Annotated in this window: 17 protein-coding genes; 1 reads left to right on the top strand and 16 read right to left on the bottom strand. The window is 71.7% G+C overall.

Going from position 1 to position 18525, the window contains the following annotated elements:
* Window positions 1-27 precede the first annotated feature (27 nt).
* The 14 genes from ABTY59_RS27450 to pyrR form a co-directional block, all read right to left on the bottom strand.
* Entirely contained in the window at window positions 28-2157 is a 2130-nt protein-coding gene (locus ABTY59_RS27450) for a primosomal protein N' (RefSeq protein WP_352021715.1), read from the bottom strand.
* 94 nt (window positions 2158-2251) lie between these two features.
* A complete protein-coding gene (gene metK / locus ABTY59_RS27445; protein ID WP_352021714.1) occupies window positions 2252-3460 on the bottom strand; it encodes a methionine adenosyltransferase in 1209 nt (402 codons plus the stop codon).
* 266 nt (window positions 3461-3726) lie between these two features.
* Window positions 3727-4938, bottom strand: a complete 1212-nt coding sequence (gene coaBC / locus ABTY59_RS27440; protein WP_352021713.1) for a bifunctional phosphopantothenoylcysteine decarboxylase/phosphopantothenate--cysteine ligase CoaBC — start codon at window positions 4936-4938, stop codon at window positions 3727-3729.
* A 108-nt stretch (window positions 4939-5046) separates the two neighbouring features.
* Window positions 5047-5319, bottom strand: coding sequence for a DNA-directed RNA polymerase subunit omega (gene rpoZ / locus ABTY59_RS27435; protein WP_046907460.1), 273 nt, complete (start codon window positions 5317-5319; stop codon window positions 5047-5049).
* Between the two features lie 28 nt (window positions 5320-5347).
* Window positions 5348-5911 (bottom strand): guanylate kinase, encoded by a 564-nt coding sequence (gene gmk / locus ABTY59_RS27430; protein ID WP_352021712.1) that lies wholly within the window; start codon window positions 5909-5911, stop codon window positions 5348-5350.
* Between the two features lie 73 nt (window positions 5912-5984).
* Window positions 5985-6308 (bottom strand): integration host factor, encoded by a 324-nt coding sequence (locus ABTY59_RS27425; protein WP_030204477.1) that lies wholly within the window; start codon window positions 6306-6308, stop codon window positions 5985-5987.
* A 297-nt stretch (window positions 6309-6605) separates the two neighbouring features.
* On the bottom strand, window positions 6606-7442 hold the full coding sequence (pyrF, locus tag ABTY59_RS27420) for an orotidine-5'-phosphate decarboxylase (RefSeq protein WP_352021711.1): 837 nt from the start codon (window positions 7440-7442) through the stop codon (window positions 6606-6608).
* Window positions 7439-8548 carry a quinone-dependent dihydroorotate dehydrogenase gene (locus ABTY59_RS27415; RefSeq protein WP_352021710.1) on the bottom strand — a complete coding sequence of 370 codons (1110 nt, stop codon included), beginning with the start codon at window positions 8546-8548 and terminating at the stop codon, window positions 7439-7441. The genes pyrF and ABTY59_RS27415 overlap by 4 nt, the downstream gene beginning before the upstream one ends.
* 77 nt (window positions 8549-8625) lie before the next feature.
* Window positions 8626-11934 carry a carbamoyl-phosphate synthase large subunit gene (carB, locus tag ABTY59_RS27410; protein ID WP_352021709.1) on the bottom strand — a complete coding sequence of 1103 codons (3309 nt, stop codon included), beginning with the start codon at window positions 11932-11934 and terminating at the stop codon, window positions 8626-8628.
* Window positions 11927-13084, bottom strand: a complete 1158-nt coding sequence (carA, locus tag ABTY59_RS27405) for a glutamine-hydrolyzing carbamoyl-phosphate synthase small subunit (RefSeq protein WP_352021708.1) — start codon at window positions 13082-13084, stop codon at window positions 11927-11929. The genes carB and carA overlap by 8 nt, the downstream gene beginning before the upstream one ends.
* Window positions 13081-13662: a PH-like domain-containing protein gene (locus ABTY59_RS27400; protein ID WP_352021707.1), complete on the bottom strand. Its 582-nt coding sequence runs from the start codon at window positions 13660-13662 to the stop codon at window positions 13081-13083. Before ABTY59_RS27400 ends, carA begins: the two co-directional genes overlap by 4 nt.
* Window positions 13659-14945 (bottom strand): dihydroorotase, encoded by a 1287-nt coding sequence (locus ABTY59_RS27395; protein ID WP_352021706.1) that lies wholly within the window; start codon window positions 14943-14945, stop codon window positions 13659-13661. Before ABTY59_RS27395 ends, ABTY59_RS27400 begins: the two co-directional genes overlap by 4 nt.
* 2 nt (window positions 14946-14947) lie before the next feature.
* A complete protein-coding gene (locus tag ABTY59_RS27390; RefSeq protein WP_352021705.1) occupies window positions 14948-15928 on the bottom strand; it encodes an aspartate carbamoyltransferase catalytic subunit in 981 nt (326 codons plus the stop codon).
* An 85-nt stretch (window positions 15929-16013) separates the two neighbouring features.
* Entirely contained in the window at window positions 16014-16580 is a 567-nt protein-coding gene (gene pyrR / locus ABTY59_RS27385) for a bifunctional pyr operon transcriptional regulator/uracil phosphoribosyltransferase PyrR (protein WP_352021704.1), read from the bottom strand.
* 245 nt (window positions 16581-16825) lie between these two features.
* Here pyrR and bldD point away from each other — a divergent pair, with 245 nt between their 5' ends.
* On the top strand, window positions 16826-17326 hold the full coding sequence (gene bldD / locus ABTY59_RS27380; RefSeq protein ID WP_017242229.1) for a transcriptional regulator BldD: 501 nt from the start codon (window positions 16826-16828) through the stop codon (window positions 17324-17326).
* Window positions 17327-17478: 152 nt separating this feature from the next.
* Here the strand turns inward: bldD and nusB are convergent, their stop codons facing one another.
* Both nusB and efp read right to left on the bottom strand, forming a co-directional pair.
* On the bottom strand, window positions 17479-17916 hold the full coding sequence (nusB, locus tag ABTY59_RS27375; RefSeq protein ID WP_352021703.1) for a transcription antitermination factor NusB: 438 nt from the start codon (window positions 17914-17916) through the stop codon (window positions 17479-17481).
* Window positions 17917-17918: 2 nt separating this feature from the next.
* Window positions 17919-18485 (bottom strand): elongation factor P, encoded by a 567-nt coding sequence (efp, locus tag ABTY59_RS27370; RefSeq protein ID WP_352021702.1) that lies wholly within the window; start codon window positions 18483-18485, stop codon window positions 17919-17921.
* Window positions 18486-18525 lie beyond the last annotated feature (40 nt).

Genomic DNA, 18525 nt, shown 5'->3' with positions numbered 1-18525 from the left:
GGACGGGCGGCCGTTCCCGTGTCAGTGTCAGCCGATGTCCGGCGGGTCCACGCGGATCCGCACCGGATCCCCGCCCCCGCGCGCGAGGCGCCCCGCCCGGGCCTGCTTGAGCGCGGCGGCGAGCGCCGCCCCGCTGCCCGGCGGCACCCGGACCAGGGCCCGGTCCCACTGCTCGCCCGGCGGCGGATCGCCCAGCCTGCGCGGTCCGCCGGGGCGGACGACCGGCAGCGGCACGGGCCCGAGGATCTCGGCGTCGGCGGGGAGCCCGGCCCCGGCCAGGAAGCCCTCGACGGCCTCCGGCGGCCCGGACACGGCGGCCATCCGGGAGACGGGCGGGAAGCCCAGCTCGGCCCGCTCGGCCAGCTCCCGGCGGGCGTGCCCGACCGGGTCCCAGCGGACGAGCGCCTGCACCGGCCGGAGCGTCGGTTCGGCGACCACGACGACGGTGCCGCCCTCGGCCTGTCCGCGCACCAGCGAGGCCGCGTCGATCCACCGGCGCAGCGCCTCCTCCCCCGCGCGCAGATCGGGCCGGCCCAGCAGGGCCCAGCCGTCGAGGAGCAGCGCGGCCGCGTAGCCGCCCTCGGCGACGGGCTCGGCGCCGGGGGTGGAGACGACCAGCGCGGGGCGTCCCGGCACGCTGTCCAGGACGTGGTCGCGCCCGGAGGTCCGTACGGGCACGGCGGGGAAGGCCCTGCCGAGCTCCTCCGCGGTCCGCCGGGCGCCGACCACCTGGGCCCGCAGCCGGGTCGAGCCGCACTCCACGCAGTGCCAGTCGGGGGCGCCGCGCCCGCACCAGCCGCACCGCAGCTCCTGCTGCTCGGGGGCTTCGAGGGGCCCGGCGCAGTGCCGGCAGCGGGCGGGCGTGCGGCAGCGCTCGCAGGCCAGCCTCGGCACGTACCCCCGGCGGGGGACCTGGACGAGCACGGGACCGGTCTTCAGCCCCTCCCGGACGGTCTGCCAGGCCAGCGAGGGCAGCCGGGCGGCCCGCGCGGCCTCGTCCCGGGCGAGTTCGCCGTCGCCGACGGTCCGGATCAGCGGGGCGGCCCTGCGGACCTGATCGCGTCCGGCGCCCAGGGCCTGGGCCCAGCCGGACTCGACGAGCTGGGCGGCCTCGACGGTGCAACCGGTGGAGCCCAGCAGGAAGGCGCACCGGTCGTGGGCGGCGCGCAGCAGCAGCACCTCGCGCGCGTGGGGCTGCGGGGCGTGCGGCTCGCTGTGGCTGCCGTCGCCGTCGTCCCAGATGACGGCCAGACCGAGGTCCCGCACGGGAGCGAACATCGCGGCGCGGGTCCCCACGACCGCCCGCACGGCGCCGCGCCGCACGGCCAGCCACTGGGCGTACCGCCGCTCGGGGCCCGCCTCGGCGGTGAGCAGCGCGTGCCGCCCCTCCCCCAGGACCTCGGTGAGGGCGGCGTCGACCCGGCCGGCGGCCCGTCCGTCGGGGACGACGACGAGCGCGCCGCGCCCGGAGGCGAGGGTGGCGGCGACGGCCCGGGCGATCTCCTCGGCCCAGTACGGCCCCGGCAGCGCGGTCCACACGGCCCGGGGCGCTCCGCCGCGGGCGAGGGAGTCCAGGAACGCTGGCCCGCGCTCGTACCGCGCCCAGCTGCCCGGCTCCGGTGCGCGGGGCGGCGGCAGCGGTTCGGGCGAGGGCTTGCGCTCGGCGGTCGCGTTGCGCGGGGGGACGGCCAGCTGGAGGACGTCGGCGAGGCTGCCGGCGTACCGGTCGGCCACCGCCCGGGCGAGCCCGAGCAGCTCCGGGCCGAGCACCGGCTCCGGCGAGACGACGTCGGCGAGCGCGGCCAGCGGCCCCGAGTAGTCGGACTCGGCCCGCCGCTCCACCAGGAACCCGTCGATGAGCCGGCCGCCCTCGCGGCGCCCGCCCCGCACCTGGTGCGCGCCCGCGCCGAACCGGACCCGCACCCGGACCCCGGGCCGGGCGGCCTCGTCCAGCTCCTCGGGGACGGCGTAGTCGAAGAACTGGTCGAGGTGGAGCGCCCCCTTGTTGACGACGACGCGCGCGACCGGCAGTTCCTTGGCCAGCGCGGCCCCGCGCCAGGTCCGGGGCTTGGCGCGGGGCACCTTCGCCTTCCGGACGGTCTCCCGGATGAGCGCGAGCTGCTCGGGCTCCTCGGGCTTCTCGTTCTCGCTGCTCACAGCCCCATACCTACCAGACGCCACCGACAGCCGGACACGGCAGGAGCCCGGCACCCCCGTGGGGGTGCCGGGCTCCGTCGCCTGGGGCCTGGGACTACAGGCCGGCGGCCTGCTTCAGGGCGTCCACGCGGTCCGTGCGCTCCCAGGTGAAGTCCGGCAGCTCACGGCCGAAGTGGCCGTACGCGGCGGTCTGGGAGTAGATCGGGCGGAGCAGGTCGAGGTCGCGGATGATCGCGGCCGGGCGGAGGTCGAAGACCTCGGCGATGGCGTTCTCGATCTTCTCGTTCTCGACGGTGTTCGTGCCGAAGGTCTCGACGAAGAGACCGACGGGCTCGGCCTTGCCGATCGCGTAGGCGACCTGGACCTCGCAGCGCGCGGCGAGGCCGGCGGCGACGACGTTCTTGGCGACCCAGCGCATGGCGTAGGCGGCCGAGCGGTCGACCTTGGACGGGTCCTTGCCGGAGAAGGCGCCGCCGCCGTGACGGGCCATGCCGCCGTACGTGTCGATGATGATCTTGCGGCCGGTGAGGCCGGCGTCGCCCATCGGGCCGCCGATCTCGAAGCGGCCGGTCGGGTTGACCAGCAGGCGGTAGCCGTCGGTGTCGAGCTTGATGCCGTCCTCGACGAGCTGCTTCAGGACGTGCTCGACGACGAACTCGCGGATGTCGGGCGCGAGCAGCGACTCGAGGTCGATGTCCGAGGCGTGCTGCGAGGAGACGACGACCGTGTCGAGGCGGACGGCCTTGTCGCCGTCGTACTCGATGGTGACCTGGGTCTTGCCGTCGGGGCGCAGGTACGGGATGGTCCCGTTCTTGCGGACCTCGGTGAGGCGGCGGGAGAGGCGGTGCGCGATGTGGATCGGCAGCGGCATCAGCTCGGGGGTCTCGTCCGACGCGTAGCCGAACATCAGGCCCTGGTCGCCGGCGCCCTGCTTGTCGAGCTCGTCCTCGTCGCCCTCGACCCGGGACTCGTACGCGGTGTCCACGCCCTGGGCGATGTCCGGGGACTGCGATCCGATGGACACCGACACGCCGCAGGAGGCGCCGTCGAAGCCCTTCTTGGAGGAGTCGTAACCGATCTCCAGGATCTTGTTCCGGACGAGGGTGGGGATGTCCGCCCACGCCTTGGTGGTGACCTCACCGGCGACGTGCACCAGGCCGGTGGTGATCAGCGTCTCGACGGCGACGCGCGAGGTGGGGTCCTCGCGCAGCAGGGCGTCGAGAATGGTGTCGCTGATCTGGTCAGCGATCTTGTCGGGGTGGCCCTCGGTGACGGACTCCGAGGTGAACAGACGACGGGACACAACGCTCCCTGGGGTTGCAGCGGCTGCTGGCTACTCGTGACGCGGACCGGCAGGGGGCTGCGCCCCGCGACGTTCCACGAACAGTCTATCGGTCGTGGTCGGACAATGGACCAGGTGTCTCGCCTGGCGAATGCCAGTGGACCGCCGGAACCGGCCGCCGGCAAGGCGGGGCTGCCCACTCGGGTGGGGCGCAAATCACTCCCGAGGCGGCGTTTCGCGTGTCCGAGGAGTGAGATCGCGCCACCGTACCCGGCGGTCCTGATGCGTCAGGTCGTGGTGCGCAGCCGCGGCAGGACCAGGTCCCAGACCGTCTCGGCGAGCGCTTCCTTCGGCCCGTACGGCACGGGGGTCTCGGCGCCGTCCGAGGCGAGGACGACGGCCTCGTTCTCCTCCGACCCGAAGGTCTTGCGCTCCCCCACCTCGTTGACGACGAGCAGGTCGCAGCCCTTCCGGCGGAGCTTCGCCCGCCCGTTGGCGAGCACGTCGTCGGTCTCGGCGGCGAACCCGACGACCACCTGGCCGGGCAGGGCGCGGTCGGCGGCCAGCTCGGCGAGGACGTCGGGGTTGCGGACGAGTTCGATGGTGGGCGCGCCCCCGTCGTCCGTCTTCTTGATCTTTCCGGGGGCGTAGGCGGCCGGGCGGAAGTCGGCGACGGCGGCGGCCATCACGACGGCGTCGGCGTCGGCGGCGGCCTTGAGCACGGCCTCGCGGAGCTGGACCGCGGTGCCGACGTGGACCACGTCGACCCCGGCCGGGTCGGCGATGCCGGTGTTCGCCTCGACGAGGGTGACCCGGGCGCCCCGGGCGGCGGCGGCCTTCGCGAGGGCGTAGCCCTGCTTCCCGGAGGATCGGTTGCCGAGGTAGCGGACGGGGTCGAGGGGCTCGCGGGTGCCGCCGGCGCTCACGACCACATGGCGGCCGGCGAGGTCGGGGGCGGCCGTGCCGCGCGCCAGGATCCTCTTGCAGATCTCGAAGATCTCCGCCGGGTCCGGGAAGCGGCCCTTGCCGGTGTCGACGCCGGTGAGGCGGCCGACGGCCGGCTCGATGACGACGGCGCCGCGGCGGCGCAGGGTGGCCACGTTCTCCTGGGTCGCCGGGTGCTCCCACATCTCGGTGTGCATCGCGGGGGCGAAGACGACCGGACAGCGCGCGGTGAGCAGCGTGTTGGTGAGGAGGTCGTCGGCGAGGCCGTGGGCTGCCTTGGCGAGCATGTCGGCGGTGGCGGGCGCGACGACGACGAGGGCGGCGGCCTGGCCGATCCGCACGTGCGGGACCTCGTGGACGGAGTCCCAGACCTCGGTGGAGACCGGGTTCCCGGAGAGCGCGGACCAGGTCGCCGCGCCGACGAAGTGCAGTGCCGAGTCGGTGGGCACGACGCGCACGTCGTGGCCCGACTCGGTGAGCCGGCGGAGCAGCTCGCACGCCTTGTAGGCGGCGATGCCGCCGCTCACGCCCAGGACGACCTTCGGCTCGGACACGACTTCCACGACTCCCCGCGCTCGGATGCGTACGACTCCATGAGACACCACAGGCCCGGCGGATGTTCCGCCGGGCCTGTGGTGACAAGCATTACAACGTGGGTTGCTCTACTGCGCGGGGTCCGCGATCTTCTCCGAGGTCAGCAGGCCCGCGTTGATCTCGCGCAGCGCGATCGAGAGCGGCTTCTCGTGGACGTGGGTGTCGACCAGCGGACCCACGTACTCCAGCAGGCCCTCGCCGAGCTGGGAGTAGTACGCGTTGATCTGACGCGCGCGCTTGGCCGCGTAGATCACGAGGCTGTACTTCGAGTCCGTGGCCTCGAGCAGCTCGTCGATCGGCGGGTTGATGATGCCCTCGGGCGCGGTGATGGAAGAGGACACGCTCTACCTTCCGAAGATGGAAAAAAGATCAGACAACGTGCATCAACGTTAGCAGCTCGCGTGCGACGTCCTCGACGGAGGTGTTGACGAGGGTGGTGTCGAACTCCGACTCGGCGGCCAGCTCGACCTTCGCGGCCGCGAGACGGCGCTCGATGACCTCGGGCGACTCGGTGCCGCGGCCGGTGAGCCGGCGGACCAGCTCGTCCCAGCTCGGCGGGGCGAGGAAGACCAGCTGGGACTCCGGCATGGAGTCCTTGACCTGGCGGGCGCCCTGGAGGTCGATCTCCAGGAGCACGGGCTCGCCCGCGTCCAGCCGCTCGAGGACGGCGCCGCGCGGGGTGCCGTAGCGGTTGCCCGCGAACTCGGCCCACTCGAGGAGCTCACCGTTGGCGATCAGCTTGTCGAACTCGTCGTCCGTGACGAAGAAGTAGTGGACGCCGTGCTTCTCGCCGGGGCGGGGCTTGCGTGTCGTCGCCGACACCGAGAGCCAGACCTCGGGGTGGACCTTGCGCATATGAGCGACGACCGTGCTCTTGCCGACCCCTGAGGGGCCGGAGAGCACGGTCAGCCGCGGACGTACCTCTGCTGCCATGCAGCGATTATTCCAGCTTTACCGGCATGCCCGGGACGCGTGCCCCGGATCGGAAGCCGGACCGGCACCCGGATCAGGCGCCGGTGCTGCCGAACTCGCGCTCCAGGGAGGCGATCTGGTTGGAGCCGAGACCGCGCACCCGGCGGCTCTCGGAGATGCCGAGCCGCTCCATGATCTGCTTGGCACGGACCTTGCCGACGCCGGGCAGGGACTCAAGGAGCGCGGAGACCTTCATCTTGCCGATGACGTCGTTCTCCTGGCCCGTCTTGATGACCTCGTGGAGGGAAGCGCCGGAGTGCTTGAGTCGATTCTTGACCTCGGCCCGCTCCCGGCGAGCCGCGGCGGCCTTTTCGAGCGCGGCTGCGCGCTGTTCAGGGGTAAGGGGCGGAAGAGCCACGCCTACGTCACCTCGGATGTCGATCTGTCGGATACGGACCGGTGAGGAACCTGGACGCCCCACACCAGTGGAGCAACGATCAACGGAGTGGCCGTTGAACGCCTGCTCTGCCCCGGAGACTAGCGGCCGATCCCGCTCCAGTCAGCGAGAACAGAGGAAAAGTCCTGGTCAGCATCGACCGACCAGGACTTTTCCGGCATAACGACCCGGTTTTGAGCCAAGATTTCGTCAAGTGGTGAGACGGCTCACCTTCGGGCGGCCCCGCCCCTCCGACCTGCGGATTGTCCGGGAGACCCGTCAGCCGGCGACGGCGGCGCGGATCTCGTCCGCGTACCGGTGAGCCGAGTCCCGCAGGGCGGCCACGTCCGGGCCGTTCCTGAGGACCCCGCGGCTGACGTTCGGGACGACGTTGCCGACCGCCGGGCCGAAGACGGCCGGGAGGTCGGCGGGGGTCGCGCCCTGGGCTCCGATGCCGGGGGCGAGGAGCGGCCCGTTGATGTCCAGGTCGAAGGAGGACAGGTCGCCGAGGGTGGCACCGACGACCGCGCCGAACGAGCCCATCGGGGTCTCCCCCGCGTTCTCCTCGGCGAGGTGGGCGAGCATCGTCGCGCCGATCGTGCGGCCGTCCTCGCGGACCGCGCGCTGGACCTCCGCACCCTCCGGGTTGGAGGTGAGGGCCAGCACGAAGAGGCCGGCGCCGGACTCCCGCGCCAGGTCGACGGCCGGCTTCAGGGCGCCGTAGCCGAGGTACGGGGAGACCGTCAGCGCGTCGGAGAAGAGCGGGGAGTCCTTGCGCAGGAAGGTCTCCGCGTAGGCGGCCATCGTGGACCCGATGTCGCCGCGCTTGGCGTCCATCACGACCAGGCCGCCCGCCGCCCGCAGATCGGCGGTGGCGCGCTCCAGGACGGCGATGCCGCGCGAGCCGAAGCGCTCGAAGAAGGCCGACTGCGGCTTGAAGACGGCCACGGTCTCGGCGAGGGCCTCGACGACGGTGAAGGTGAAGCGCTCCAGACCGGCGATGTCGTCGGCCAGGCCCCAGGAGTCGAGCAGGGCGGCGTGCGGGTCGATGCCGACGCAGAGCGGACCGCGCTCGTCCATGGCGGAGCGCAGGCGGGTGCCGAAGGAGAGAGTCACGAGGAGGCCTTTCGGTTGTCGGCGCCGACCGCCTCGGCGAGGGTGGCGTACGGGGAGGCCGCGAGGCGCGCGGCGAGGCCCTTGTGGATCGCGCGGGCGTAGAACGGCCCCTCGTAGATGAAGGCGCTGTAGCCCTGGATCAGGGTGGCGCCGGCGAGGATGCGCTGCCAGGCGTCCTCGGCGTTCTCGATGCCGCCGACGCCCACCAGGACCAGGCGGTCGCCCACGCGCGCGTGGAGGCGGCGCAGGACGGCCAGGGAGCGCTCCTTGACGGGTGCGCCGGACAGGCCGCCGGTCTCCTTGATCAGGGCGGGGTCCGACTTCAGGCCGAGGCCCTCGCGCGCGATGGTGGTGTTCGTGGCGATGATGCCGTCGAGGCCGAGCTCCAGGGCCAGGTCGGCGACCGCGTCGACGTCCTCGTCGGCCAGGTCGGGGGCGATCTTGACCAGGAGGGGGACCCGGCGGCCCGTCACCGCGCGGTCGGCGGCCTCGCGGACGGCCGTGAGGAGCGGGCGCAGGGACTCGGTGGCCTGGAGGTTGCGCAGGCCGGGGGTGTTCGGGGAGGAGACGTTGACGACGAGGTAGTCGGCGTGGGCGGCGAGGCGCTCGGTGGACTTCACGTAGTCGGCGGCGGCCTCGGCCTCGGGGACGACCTTGGTCTTGCCGATGTTGACGCCGACGGTGGTCCGGAAGACCGCCCTGCGGGCGCCCAGACGGGCGGCGACGGCGGCGGAGCCCTCGTTGTTGAAGCCCATGCGGTTGATCAGGGCGCGGTCCGGGACGAGCCGGAAGAGCCGCTTCTTGGGGTTGCCGGGCTGGGCCTCGCCGGTGACGGTGCCGATCTCGACGTGGTCGAAGCCGAGCATCGACATGCCGTCGACGGCGACGGCGTTCTTGTCGAAGCCGGCGGCGAGCCCGAAGGGGCCGTGCATCCGCAGGCCCAGGGCCTCGGTGCGCAGCTCCTCGTACCGGGGCGCGAGGACGGCGGCGACGAAGGTGCGGAGCACGGGGATGCGGGCGGCGAGGCGGATCCAGCGGAAGGCCAGGTAGTGGGCCTGCTCGGGGTCCATCCGCTTGAAGACCAGGGTGAAGAAGAACTTGTACATGTGTCTGTCGTCCAGGTGTGCTCATGACGAGGGGGACACCGCAGGTCCTGCCGGTGTCCCCCTCCTCGTACGGGCTGCTAGTCGCGGGCCGCGGTCAGGTGCTCCGCGTGCTCCTGGAGCGAGCGGACCCCCACGTCGCCGCGGTTGAGCGCGTCGATGCCCTGGACGGCCGCGGCGAGCGCCTGGACCGTGGTGAGGCACGGGACGCTGCGCGCCACCGCGGCCGTACGGATCTCGTAGCCGTCGAGGCGGCCGCCGGTGCCGTACGGGGTGTTGACGATCAGGTCGACCTGGCCGTCGTGGATGAGCTGGACGATGGTCTTCTCGCCGTCCGGGCCCTCGCCCTCGCTGAGCTTGCGGACGACCGTGGCGTTGATGCCGTTGCGCTTGAGGACCTCGGCGGTGCCGGAGGTGGCGAGCAGCTCGAAGCCGTGGGCGACGAGCTCGCGGGCCGGGAAGATCATCGAGCGCTTGTCGCGGTTGGCGACCGAGATGAACGCGCGGCCCTTGGTGGGCAGCGGGCCGTAGGCGCCGGCCTGCGACTTGGCGTAGGCCGTGCCGAAGACCGCGTCGATGCCCATGACCTCGCCGGTGGAGCGCATCTCCGGGCCGAGGACGGTGTCGACGCCGCGGCCGTGCACGTCGCGGAAGCGCGACCACGGCATGACGGCCTCCTTGACGGAGATCGGCGCGTCGAGCGGCAGGGTGCCGCCGTCGCCGTTCCTCGGCAGCAGGCCCTCGGCGCGCAGCTCGGCGATGGTGGCGCCCAGGGAGATGCGGGCGGCGGCCTTCGCGAGCGGCACGGCGGTCGCCTTCGAGGTGAAGGGGACGGTCCGGGAGGCGCGCGGGTTGGCCTCCAGGACGTAGAGGATGTCACCGGCCATGGCGAACTGGATGTTGATCAGGCCGCGGACGCCGACGCCCTTGGCGATGGCCTCCGTGGAGGCGCGCAGGCGCTTGATGTCGAAGCCGCCGAGGGTGATCGGGGGCAGGGCGCAGGCCGAGTCGCCGGAGTGGATGCCGGCCTCCTCGATGTGCTCCATGACGCCGCCGAGGTAGAGCTCCTCGCCGTCGTAGAGCGCGTCGACGTCGATCTCGATGGCGTCGTCGAGGAAGCGGTCGACCAGGACCGGCCGGGTGGGGCTGATCTCGGTGGACTCGGCGATGTACGACTCCAGGCGGGCCTCGTCGTACACGATCTCCATGCCGCGGCCGCCGAGCACGTACGACGGGCGTACGAGGACGGGGTAGCCGATCTCGTCGGCGATGGCCTTGGCGCCGGCGAAGGTGGTCGCGGTGCCGTGCTTCGGCGCGGGGAGCCCGGCCTCGGCGAGGACGCGGCCGAAGGCGCCGCGGTCCTCGGCGGCGTGGATGGCCTCCGGCGAGGTGCCGACGACGGGCACGCCGTTGTCCTTGAGCGCCTGCGACAGGCCCAGCGGGGTCTGGCCGCCGAGCTGGACGACGACACCGGCGACGGGTCCGGCGAGGGTCTCGGCGTGGACGATCTCCAGCACGTCTTCGAGCGTCAGCGGCTCGAAGTACAGGCGGTCGGAGGTGTCGTAGTCCGTGGAGACGGTCTCCGGGTTGCAGTTGACCATCACGGTCTCGTAGCCGGCGTCGCTCAGGGCGAAGGAGGCGTGGACGCAGGAGTAGTCGAACTCGATGCCCTGGCCGATGCGGTTCGGGCCGGAGCCCAGGATGATCACCGCGGGCTTCTCGCGCGGGGCGACCTCGCTCTCCTCGTCGTACGAGGAGTAGAAGTACGGGGTCTTGGCGGCGAACTCGGCGGCGCAGGTGTCGACCGTCTTGTAGACCGGGCGGACGCCGAGGGCGTGCCGGACCTCGCGGACGACGTCCTCGCGCAGGCCGCGGATCTCGGCGATCTGGGCGTCGGAGAAGCCGTGGCGCTTGGCCTCGGCGAGGATCTCGGGTTCGAGCTTCTCGGCGGCGGCCAGCTCGTCGGCGATCTCCTTGATCAGGAAGAGCTGGTCGACGAACCACGGGTCGATCCGCGTGGCGTCGAAGACCTCCTGCGGCGTGGCGCCGGCGCGGATGGCCTGCATGACGGTGTTGACGCGGCCGTCGGTCGGGCGGACCGCGTCGCGGAGCAGCTCGGCCTTGTCGCCGGGCTCGCCGACGAAGGTGAACTGCGAGCCCTTCTTCTCCAGGGAGCGCAGGGCCTTCTGGAGGGCCTCGGTGAAGTTGCGGCCGATCGCCATGGCCTCGCCGACCGACTTCATGGTCGTGGTCAGCGTGGAGTCGGCGGAGGGGAACTTCTCGAAGGCGAAGCGCGGGGCCTTGACGACGACGTAGTCGAGCGTGGGCTCGAAGGACGCCGGGGTCTTCTCCGTGATGTCGTTCGGGATCTCGTCCAGCGTGTAGCCGACGGCGAGACGGGCGGCGATCTTGGCGATCGGGAAGCCGGTCGCCTTGGAGGCGAGCGCCGAGGAGCGGGAGACGCGCGGGTTCATCTCGATGACGATGATCCGGCCGTCGACCGGGTCGATCGCGAACTGGATGTTGCAGCCGCCGGTGTCGACGCCGACCTCGCGGATGATCGCGATGCCGATGTCGCGGAGGCGCTGGTACTCGCGGTCGGTGAGGGTCATCGCCGGGGCGACGGTGATGGAGTCACCGGTGTGGACGCCCATCGGGTCGAAGTTCTCGATGGAGCAGACGACCACGACGTTGTCGTTCTTGTCGCGCATGAGCTCCAGCTCGTACTCCTTCCAGCCGAGGATGGACTCCTCCAGGAGCACCTCGGTGGTCGGGGAGAGCGTGAGGCCCTGGCCGGCGATGCGGCGCAGCTCCTCCTCGTCGTGGGCGAAGCCGGAGCCGGCGCCGCCCATGGTGAAGGAGGGGCGGACGACGACGGGGTAGCCGCCGAGCGTCTCGACGCCCTTGAGGACGTCGTCCATGGAGTGGCAGATGACCGAGCGGGCGGACTCGCCGTAGCCGATCTTGGCCTTGACGGCCTCGACGACGCCCTTGAAGAGGTCGCGGTCCTCGCCCTTGTTGATGGCCTCGACGTTGGCGCCGATGAGCTCGACGCCGTACTTCTCCAGGACGCCCTGCTCGTGCATGGAGATCGCGGTGTTGAGCGCGGTCTGGCCGCCGAGGGTGGGCAGGAGGGCGTCGGGGCGCTCCTTGGCGATGATCTTCTCGACGAACTCGGGGGTGATCGGCTCGACGTACGTGGCGTCGGCGATCTCCGGGTCGGTCATGATCGTGGCCGGGTTGGAGTTGACCAGGATCACCCGCAGGCCCTCGGCCTTGAGGATGCGGCAGGCCTGGGTGCCTGAGTAGTCGAACTCGGCGGCCTGGCCGATGACGATCGGGCCGGAGCCGATGACCAGGACGGACTGGATATCGGTGCGCTTAGGCACGCTCGGCCTCCATCAGGGATACGAAGCGGTCGAAGAGGTACGCGGCGTCGTGCGGGCCCGCGGCCGCCTCGGGGTGGTACTGGACGGAGAAGGCCGGCTGGTCGAGCAGCTGGAGGCCTTCGACGACCTGGTCGTTCAGGCAGACGTGGGAGACCTCGGCACGCCCGTAGGGGGTGTCCGAGACCTTGTCGAGGGGCGCGTCGACGGCGAAGCCGTGGTTGTGCGCGGTGACCTCGACCTTGCCGGTGGTGCGGTCCTGGACCGGCTGGTTGATGCCGCGGTGGCCGTACTTCAGCTTGTAGGTGCCGAAGCCGAGGGCGCGGCCCAGGATCTGGTTGCCGAAGCAGATGCCGAACAGGGGCGTCTTGCGCTCCAGGACGGCCTGCATGACGGCGACGGGGCCGTCGGCGGTGGCCGGGTCGCCCGGGCCGTTGGAGAAGAAGACACCGTCCGGGTTCACGGCGTAGATGTCCTCGGCGGTGGCGGTGGCGGGGAGGACGTGGACCTCGATGCCGCGCTCGGCCATCCGGTGCGGGGTCATGCCCTTGATGCCGAGGTCGACGGCGGCGACGGTGAACTTCTTCTCGCCGATCGCGGGGACGACGTAGGTCTCCTTGGTGGCGACCTCGGCGGAGAGGTTCGCGCCCTTCATCTGCGGCTGCGCCTGGACCTTGGCCAGGAGGGCGGCCTCGTCGGCCAGCGCGTCGCCGGAGAAGATGCCGACGCGCATGGCGCCGCGCTCGCGCAGGTGGCGGGTGAGGGCGCGGGTGTCGATGCCGGAGATGCCGACGACGCCCTGGCGCTCCAGCTCCTCGTCCAGCGAGCGCTGGGAGCGCCAGTTGGAGGAGACGCGTGCGGGGTCGCGGACGACGTAGCCGGAGACCCAGATGCGGCCGGACTCGGGGTCCTCGTCGTTGACGCCGGTGTTGCCGACGTGCGGGGCGGTCATGACCACGACCTGGCGGTGGTACGACGGGTCGGTGAGGGTCTCCTGGTAGCCGGTCATGCCGGTGGAGAAGACGGCCTCGCCGAAGGTCTCCCCCACGGCCCCGTAGGCGCGGCCGCGGAAGGCGCGGCCGTCCTCCAGGACGAGTACGGCGGGAGCGGCCTTCTGCCTCTGAGAGGCGACTCCCTGGATGGAGGTCGTCATCGTGCGATGCCTTCCGTCGTGGTGGTTACGGCGTTCATGGAGTTGATGGCCTCGACCCAGGCCGTGTGCTCGGCCGCGCGGTCGGAGCGGAAGCCGGAGTCGAGCTGCTTGCCGCCGTGCTCCCAGGTGACGACCAGGAGCCCGCCCTCGGTGAGGACCTTGCCGGCGATGCCCTTGTCGAGGCGGGCCTCGCGCAGGGCGGCGGCCGGCACGAAGAAGTCGTTCGCCCCGGGGCGTACGACCTCGATCCCGGCGTCGGTGAGGGTGAGCTCGACGCGGCTGCGGGTGCCGAGGCCGTGGGCGACGATCCGGTCGAGCCACTGCCCGGCGGTGGTGGAGCCGTGGTAGCGCCCGCTGAGGGTCAGTCTCGCCTCACCGGCGTCCTGGGGCGCGGTGGGCAGCTCGGGGAGGTCCGACTGGAGGCTGCCGCGCCATTTCCATCCCTGGCGCATGAGCCAGTACACGAAGGCGACGAAGAGCAGCAGTCCGGCGACCCAGCCGAGCCGTCCGGCCCAGTCGGTCACCTCCGCCGATTTCTGCTCGGCAGCCTCTGCGGCGATTGCGATGAGTGGTGTCACGCCAGCTTCCCGTCCACGACCGTTGCCCGGCCCCGCAGGAAGGTGTGGGTGACGCGTCCCGGCAGCTCACGACCCTCGTAGGGGGTGTTGCGGCTGCGGGAGGCGAAGTCCGCGGGGTCCACGACACCACGGTAAGCCGGATCGACCAGCGTCAGGTTCGCGGGCTCACCAGCCGAGACGGGTCGTCCGTGGCCCTTGGCCTGGCCGATGCGGGCCGGGGCGAAGGACATCCGCTCGGCGACGCCGGCCCAGTCGAGGAGGCCGGTCTCGACCATCGTCTGCTGGACGACGGAGAGGGCGGTCTCCAGGCCGACCATGCCCATGGCGGCCGCGGCCCACTCGCAGTCCTTGTCCTCGTGCGGGTGCGGGGCGTGGTCGGTGGCGACGATGTCGATGGTGCCGTCGGCGAGCGCCTCGCGGAGGGCGAGGACGTCCTTCTCGGTGCGCAGCGGCGGGTTGACCTTGTAGACCGGGTTGTACGAGCGGACCAGCTCGTCCGTGAGGAGGAGGTGGTGGGGGGTGACCTCGGCGGTGACGTCGATGCCGCGGGACTTGGCCCAGCGGACGATCTCGACGGAGCCGGCGGTGGAGAGGTGGCAGATGTGGACGCGGGAGCCGACGTGCTCGGCGAGGAGGACGTCGCGGGCGATGATCGACTCCTCGGCGACGGCGGGCCAGCCGCCGAGGCCCAGCTCCGCGGAGACGACGCCCTCGTTCATCTGGGCGCCCTCGGTGAGGCGGGGCTCCTGGGCGTGCTGGGCGACGACGCCGCCGAAGGCCTTCACGTACTCCAGGGCGCGGCGCATGATCACGGCGTCGTCGACGCACTTGCCGTCGTCGGAGAAGACGGTGACGCCGGCGGCGGAGTCGTGCATGGCGCCGAGCTCGGCGAGCTTCTTGCCCTCCAGGCCGACGGTGACGGCGCCGATGGGCTGGACGTCGCAGTAACCGGCCTCCTGGCCGAGGCGGTACACCTGCTCGACGACGCCGGCGGTGTCGGCGACCGGGTGGGTGTTGGCCATGGCGAAGACGGCGGTGTAGCCGCCGGAGGCGGCGGCGCGGGTGCCGGTGAGGACGGTCTCGGAGTCCTCGCGGCCGGGCTCGCGGAGGTGGGTGTGGAGGTCGACGAGGCCGGGCAGCAGGATCCGGCCGTCGGCCTCGATCACGGTCGCGCCCTCGGCCGAGAGGCCCGTGCCGACCTGGGTGATGGTCTCGCCGTCGATGAGGACGTCCTGGACGTCGCCGCCGAGGACCTTCGCACCGCGGATCAGGGTCTTGCTCATGGTCACTTGTTCTCCTCGGTGCGGGTGTGGCTGACGGCGGACTCGTTGCCGCCCAGAAGCAGGTAGAGGACGGCCATCCGGACGGAGACGCCGTTGGCGACCTGCTCGACGACCGTGCAGCGGTCGGAGTCGGCGACCTCGGCGGTGATCTCCATGCCGCGGACCATCGGGCCGGGGTGCATGACGATGGCGTGTTCGGGCATCTTCGCCATCCGCTCGCCGTCGAGCCCGTAGCGGCGCGAGTACTCGCGCTCGGTCGGGAAGAAGGCGGCGTTCATCCGCTCGCGCTGCACACGCAGCATCATCACCGCGTCGGACTTCGGCAGCACGCTGTCGAGGTCGTACGAGATGTCGCAGGGCCAGGTCTCGACGCCGACGGGGACCAGGGTGGGCGGGGCCACCAGGGTGACCTCGGCTCCGAGGGTGTGGAGCAGGTCGACGTTGGAGCGGGCGACCCGGCTGTGCAGGACGTCGCCCACCAGGGTGATGCGCTTGCCGGCGAGGTCCTGGCCGAGGCCGGCGTCGCGGCCGACGAGGCGGCGGCGCATGGTGAAGGCGTCCAGGAGGGCCTGGGTGGGGTGCTGGTGGGTGCCGTCGCCGGCGTTGATGACGGGGGCGTCGATCCAGCCGGAGGTGGCGAGCCGGTAGGGCGCGCCGGAGGCGCTGTGCCGGATGACGACGGCGTCGACGCCCATGGCCTCCAGGGTCTGCGCGGTGTCCTTGAGGGACTCGCCCTTGGAGACGCTGGAGCCCTTGGCCGCGAAGTTGATCACGTCGGCGGAGAGGCGCTTCTCGGCGGCCTCGAAGGAGATCCGGGTCCGGGTGGAGTCCTCGAAGAAGAGGTTGCAGACGGTCCGGCCGCGGAGGGTCGGGAGCTTCTTGATGGGCCGGTCGGCCACCCGGGCCATCTCCTCGGCGGTGTCGAGGATCTGGACGGCGTCGTCGCGGGTGAGGTCGGCGGCCGAGATGAGGTGACGCATCATCGGGTTTTCTCTCCGTGGTGGGGAGGTGTGAGGGCATGCGGGGGCGCAGGAGTGTGCCCCGGCCCCGGCGGGGAAGCCGGTCCGGCTAGGAGGCGGGCTTGGAGCCGAGCAGGACGGTGTCGCGACCGTCTTCCTCGGCGAGCTGCACCTTGACCGTCTCCCGCAGCGACGTGGGGAGGTTCTTGCCGACGTAGTCGGCGCGGATCGGAAGTTCGCGGTGGCCGCGGTCGACGAGGACCGCGAGCTGGACGGCGCGCGGGCGGCCGATGTCGCCGAGGGCGTCGAGGGCGGCGCGGATGGTGCGGCCGGAGAAGAGGACGTCGTCGACGAGGACGACGAGGCGGCCGTCGATGCCGTCACCGGGGATCTCGGTGCGGCCGATGGCGCGGGCCGGCTTCAGCCGCAGGTCGTCCCGGTACATGGTGATGTCGAGGGAACCGACCGGGATCTTGGCGCCGGTGATCGATTCGAGCTTCTCGGCGAGCCGGCGGGCGAGGAAGACGCCGCGGGTGGGGATGCCGAGGAGGACCACGTCGTCGGCGCCCTTGGCGCGCTCGACGATCTCGTGGGCGATGCGGGTGAGAACCCGGGCGATGTCGGGGCCTTCGAGAACGGGCCGCGCGTCGTCGCCGTACTGCTGCTGAGTGTCCATGAAAAACGGACCTCCTTCTCCGCCTCACGGGACGGCTCTTAAAGGACGTCGGAATTGCGCCGTTCACTCTACCAGGGGTGGGCACGACTTTCCCGTGCACCCCTGCCGCCCCTCCGGACGCCGTCCCCCGGGAGGGGGCGGTACGGACCATTCGGCTTGACGGGTAGGTGTAACGCTGCGTAACCTCACAGTGAGTTACCAGCCGCGCGGCGCAGCCGCATGTCGTCACAGCGTCCGGGAGCGTTATGTCCAGCGAATACGCAAAGCAGCTCGGGGCCAAACTCCGTGCCATCCGCACCCAGCAGGGTCTGTCCCTCCACGGGGTGGAGGAGAAGTCCCAGGGCCGCTGGAAGGCGGTCGTGGTCGGCTCGTACGAGCGCGGAGACCGCGCGGTGACCGTGCAGCGTCTTGCCGAGCTGGCCGACTTCTACGGCGTGCCGGTGCAGGAGCTCCTGCCGGGCACGACCCCCGGCGGGGCCGCCGAGCCGCCGCCGAAGCTGGTCCTCGACCTGGAGCGCCTGGCCCACGTCCCGCAGGAGAAGGCGGGCCCGCTCCAGCGCTACGCGGCGACGATCCAGTCGCAGCGCGGCGACTACAACGGCAAGGTGCTGTCGATCCGCCAGGACGACCTGCGCACGCTCGCCGTCATCTACGACCAGTCCCCCTCGGTCCTCACGGAGCAGCTGATCAGCTGGGGCGTCCTGGACGCCGACGCGCGCCGCGCGGTCGCCCACGAGGACAACTGAGGCCTTAGCAGGGCACAGCAGAAACGTACCGCCGGGCCCGTGGACGTCATCCGACGTCCACGGGCCCGGCGCTTTTCGCGCCGAGCGGCCGGCGTCACGCGAAGGGGCCCGCAGCACCGAGTGCTGTGGGCCCCTTCGCGTGACGTGCGGGACTAGGCGTCCGCGTCCCGCCGCAGGCGCGGCTTCAGGTCCTTGAAGCGACCGAGAAGACCGTTGACGAAGGTCGGGGACTCGTCGGTGGAGAACTCCTTGGCGAGCTGCACCGCCTCGTCGATCGCGACCGCGTCGGGCGTGCCGTCCTCCCAGAGCAGCTCGTACGCGCCGAGGCGCACGATGTTCCGGTCGGCGACGGGCATCCGGTCGAGGTCCCAGTCCACCGCGTAGGTCGCGATGAGCTCGTCGATCCGCGCCTCGTGGGCCGCGTACCCCTCGACCAGCTGCATGGTGAAGTCGTTGACCGGCGGCTGGCGGTCGTCGGACCGCGCGTGCCGGACCTGGTCCGCGAGAACCTCCTGGACGGAGGCGCCACGCTGGTCCGCCTCGAAGAGGATCTGGAAGGCGCGCTTGCGTGCCTTGCTCCGAGCGGCCACGGTTACTTGTTCACCCGGCCGAGGTAGCTGCTGTCGCGGGTGTCGACCTTGACCTTCTCACCGGTGGTGATGAAGAGCGGGACCTGGATCTCGTGGCCGGTCTCCAGCGTGGCGGGCTTGGTGCCGCCGGTGGAGCGGTCGCCCTGGACGCCCGGGTCGGTGTGCTGGATGACCAGCTCGACCGCGGCCGGGAGCTCGACGTAGAGCACCTCGCCCTCGTGCTGGGCGACGGAGGCCGTGAAGCCCTCGATCAGGAAGTTGGCGGCGTCGCCGACGTTCTTCCGGTCGATGTGCAGCTGGTCGTACGTCTCCATGTCCATGAAGACGAAGTACTCGCCGTCCATGTAGGAGAACTGCATGTCGCGGCGGTCGATGGTGGCCGTGTCGACCTTCGTACCGGCGTTGAAGGTCTTGTCGACGACCTTGCCGGAGAGCACGTGCTTGAGCTTGGTGCGCACGAAAGCCGGGCCCTTGCCGGGCTTGACGTGCTGGAACTCGACGACGGACCAGAGCTGGCCCCCGTCGAGCTTGAGCACCATGCCGTTCTTGAGGTCGTTCGTGGAAGCCACGGTTGCGGAATCTCCTGGACTGACGTGACCGGGAGGCGTA

The organism is Streptomyces sp. NPDC096079 (assembly GCF_040303145.1).
In the GTDB taxonomy this organism is placed as follows: Bacteria; Actinomycetota; Actinomycetes; order Streptomycetales; family Streptomycetaceae; genus Streptomyces.
This window is presented reverse-complemented; position numbering and strand designations above follow the sequence as displayed.

Excerpts from the sequence above, each read along its gene's own strand:
- gmk (WP_352021712.1), bottom strand. The coding sequence starts at position 5,911 with ATGGCAGCAGAGGTACGTCCGCGGCTGACCGTGCTCTCCGGCCCCTCA.
- ABTY59_RS27415 (WP_352021710.1), bottom strand. The coding sequence starts at position 8,548 with ATGTACAAGTTCTTCTTCACCCTGGTCTTCAAGCGGATGGACCCCGAG.
- carA (WP_352021708.1), bottom strand. The coding sequence starts at position 13,084 with ATGACGACCTCCATCCAGGGAGTCGCCTCTCAGAGGCAGAAGGCCGCT.
- ABTY59_RS27395 (WP_352021706.1), bottom strand. The coding sequence starts at position 14,945 with ATGAGCAAGACCCTGATCCGCGGTGCGAAGGTCCTCGGCGGCGACGTC.
- ABTY59_RS27390 (WP_352021705.1), bottom strand. The coding sequence starts at position 15,928 with ATGATGCGTCACCTCATCTCGGCCGCCGACCTCACCCGCGACGACGCC.
- pyrR (WP_352021704.1), bottom strand. The coding sequence starts at position 16,580 with ATGGACACTCAGCAGCAGTACGGCGACGACGCGCGGCCCGTTCTCGAA.
- bldD (WP_017242229.1), top strand. The coding sequence starts at position 16,826 with ATGTCCAGCGAATACGCAAAGCAGCTCGGGGCCAAACTCCGTGCCATC.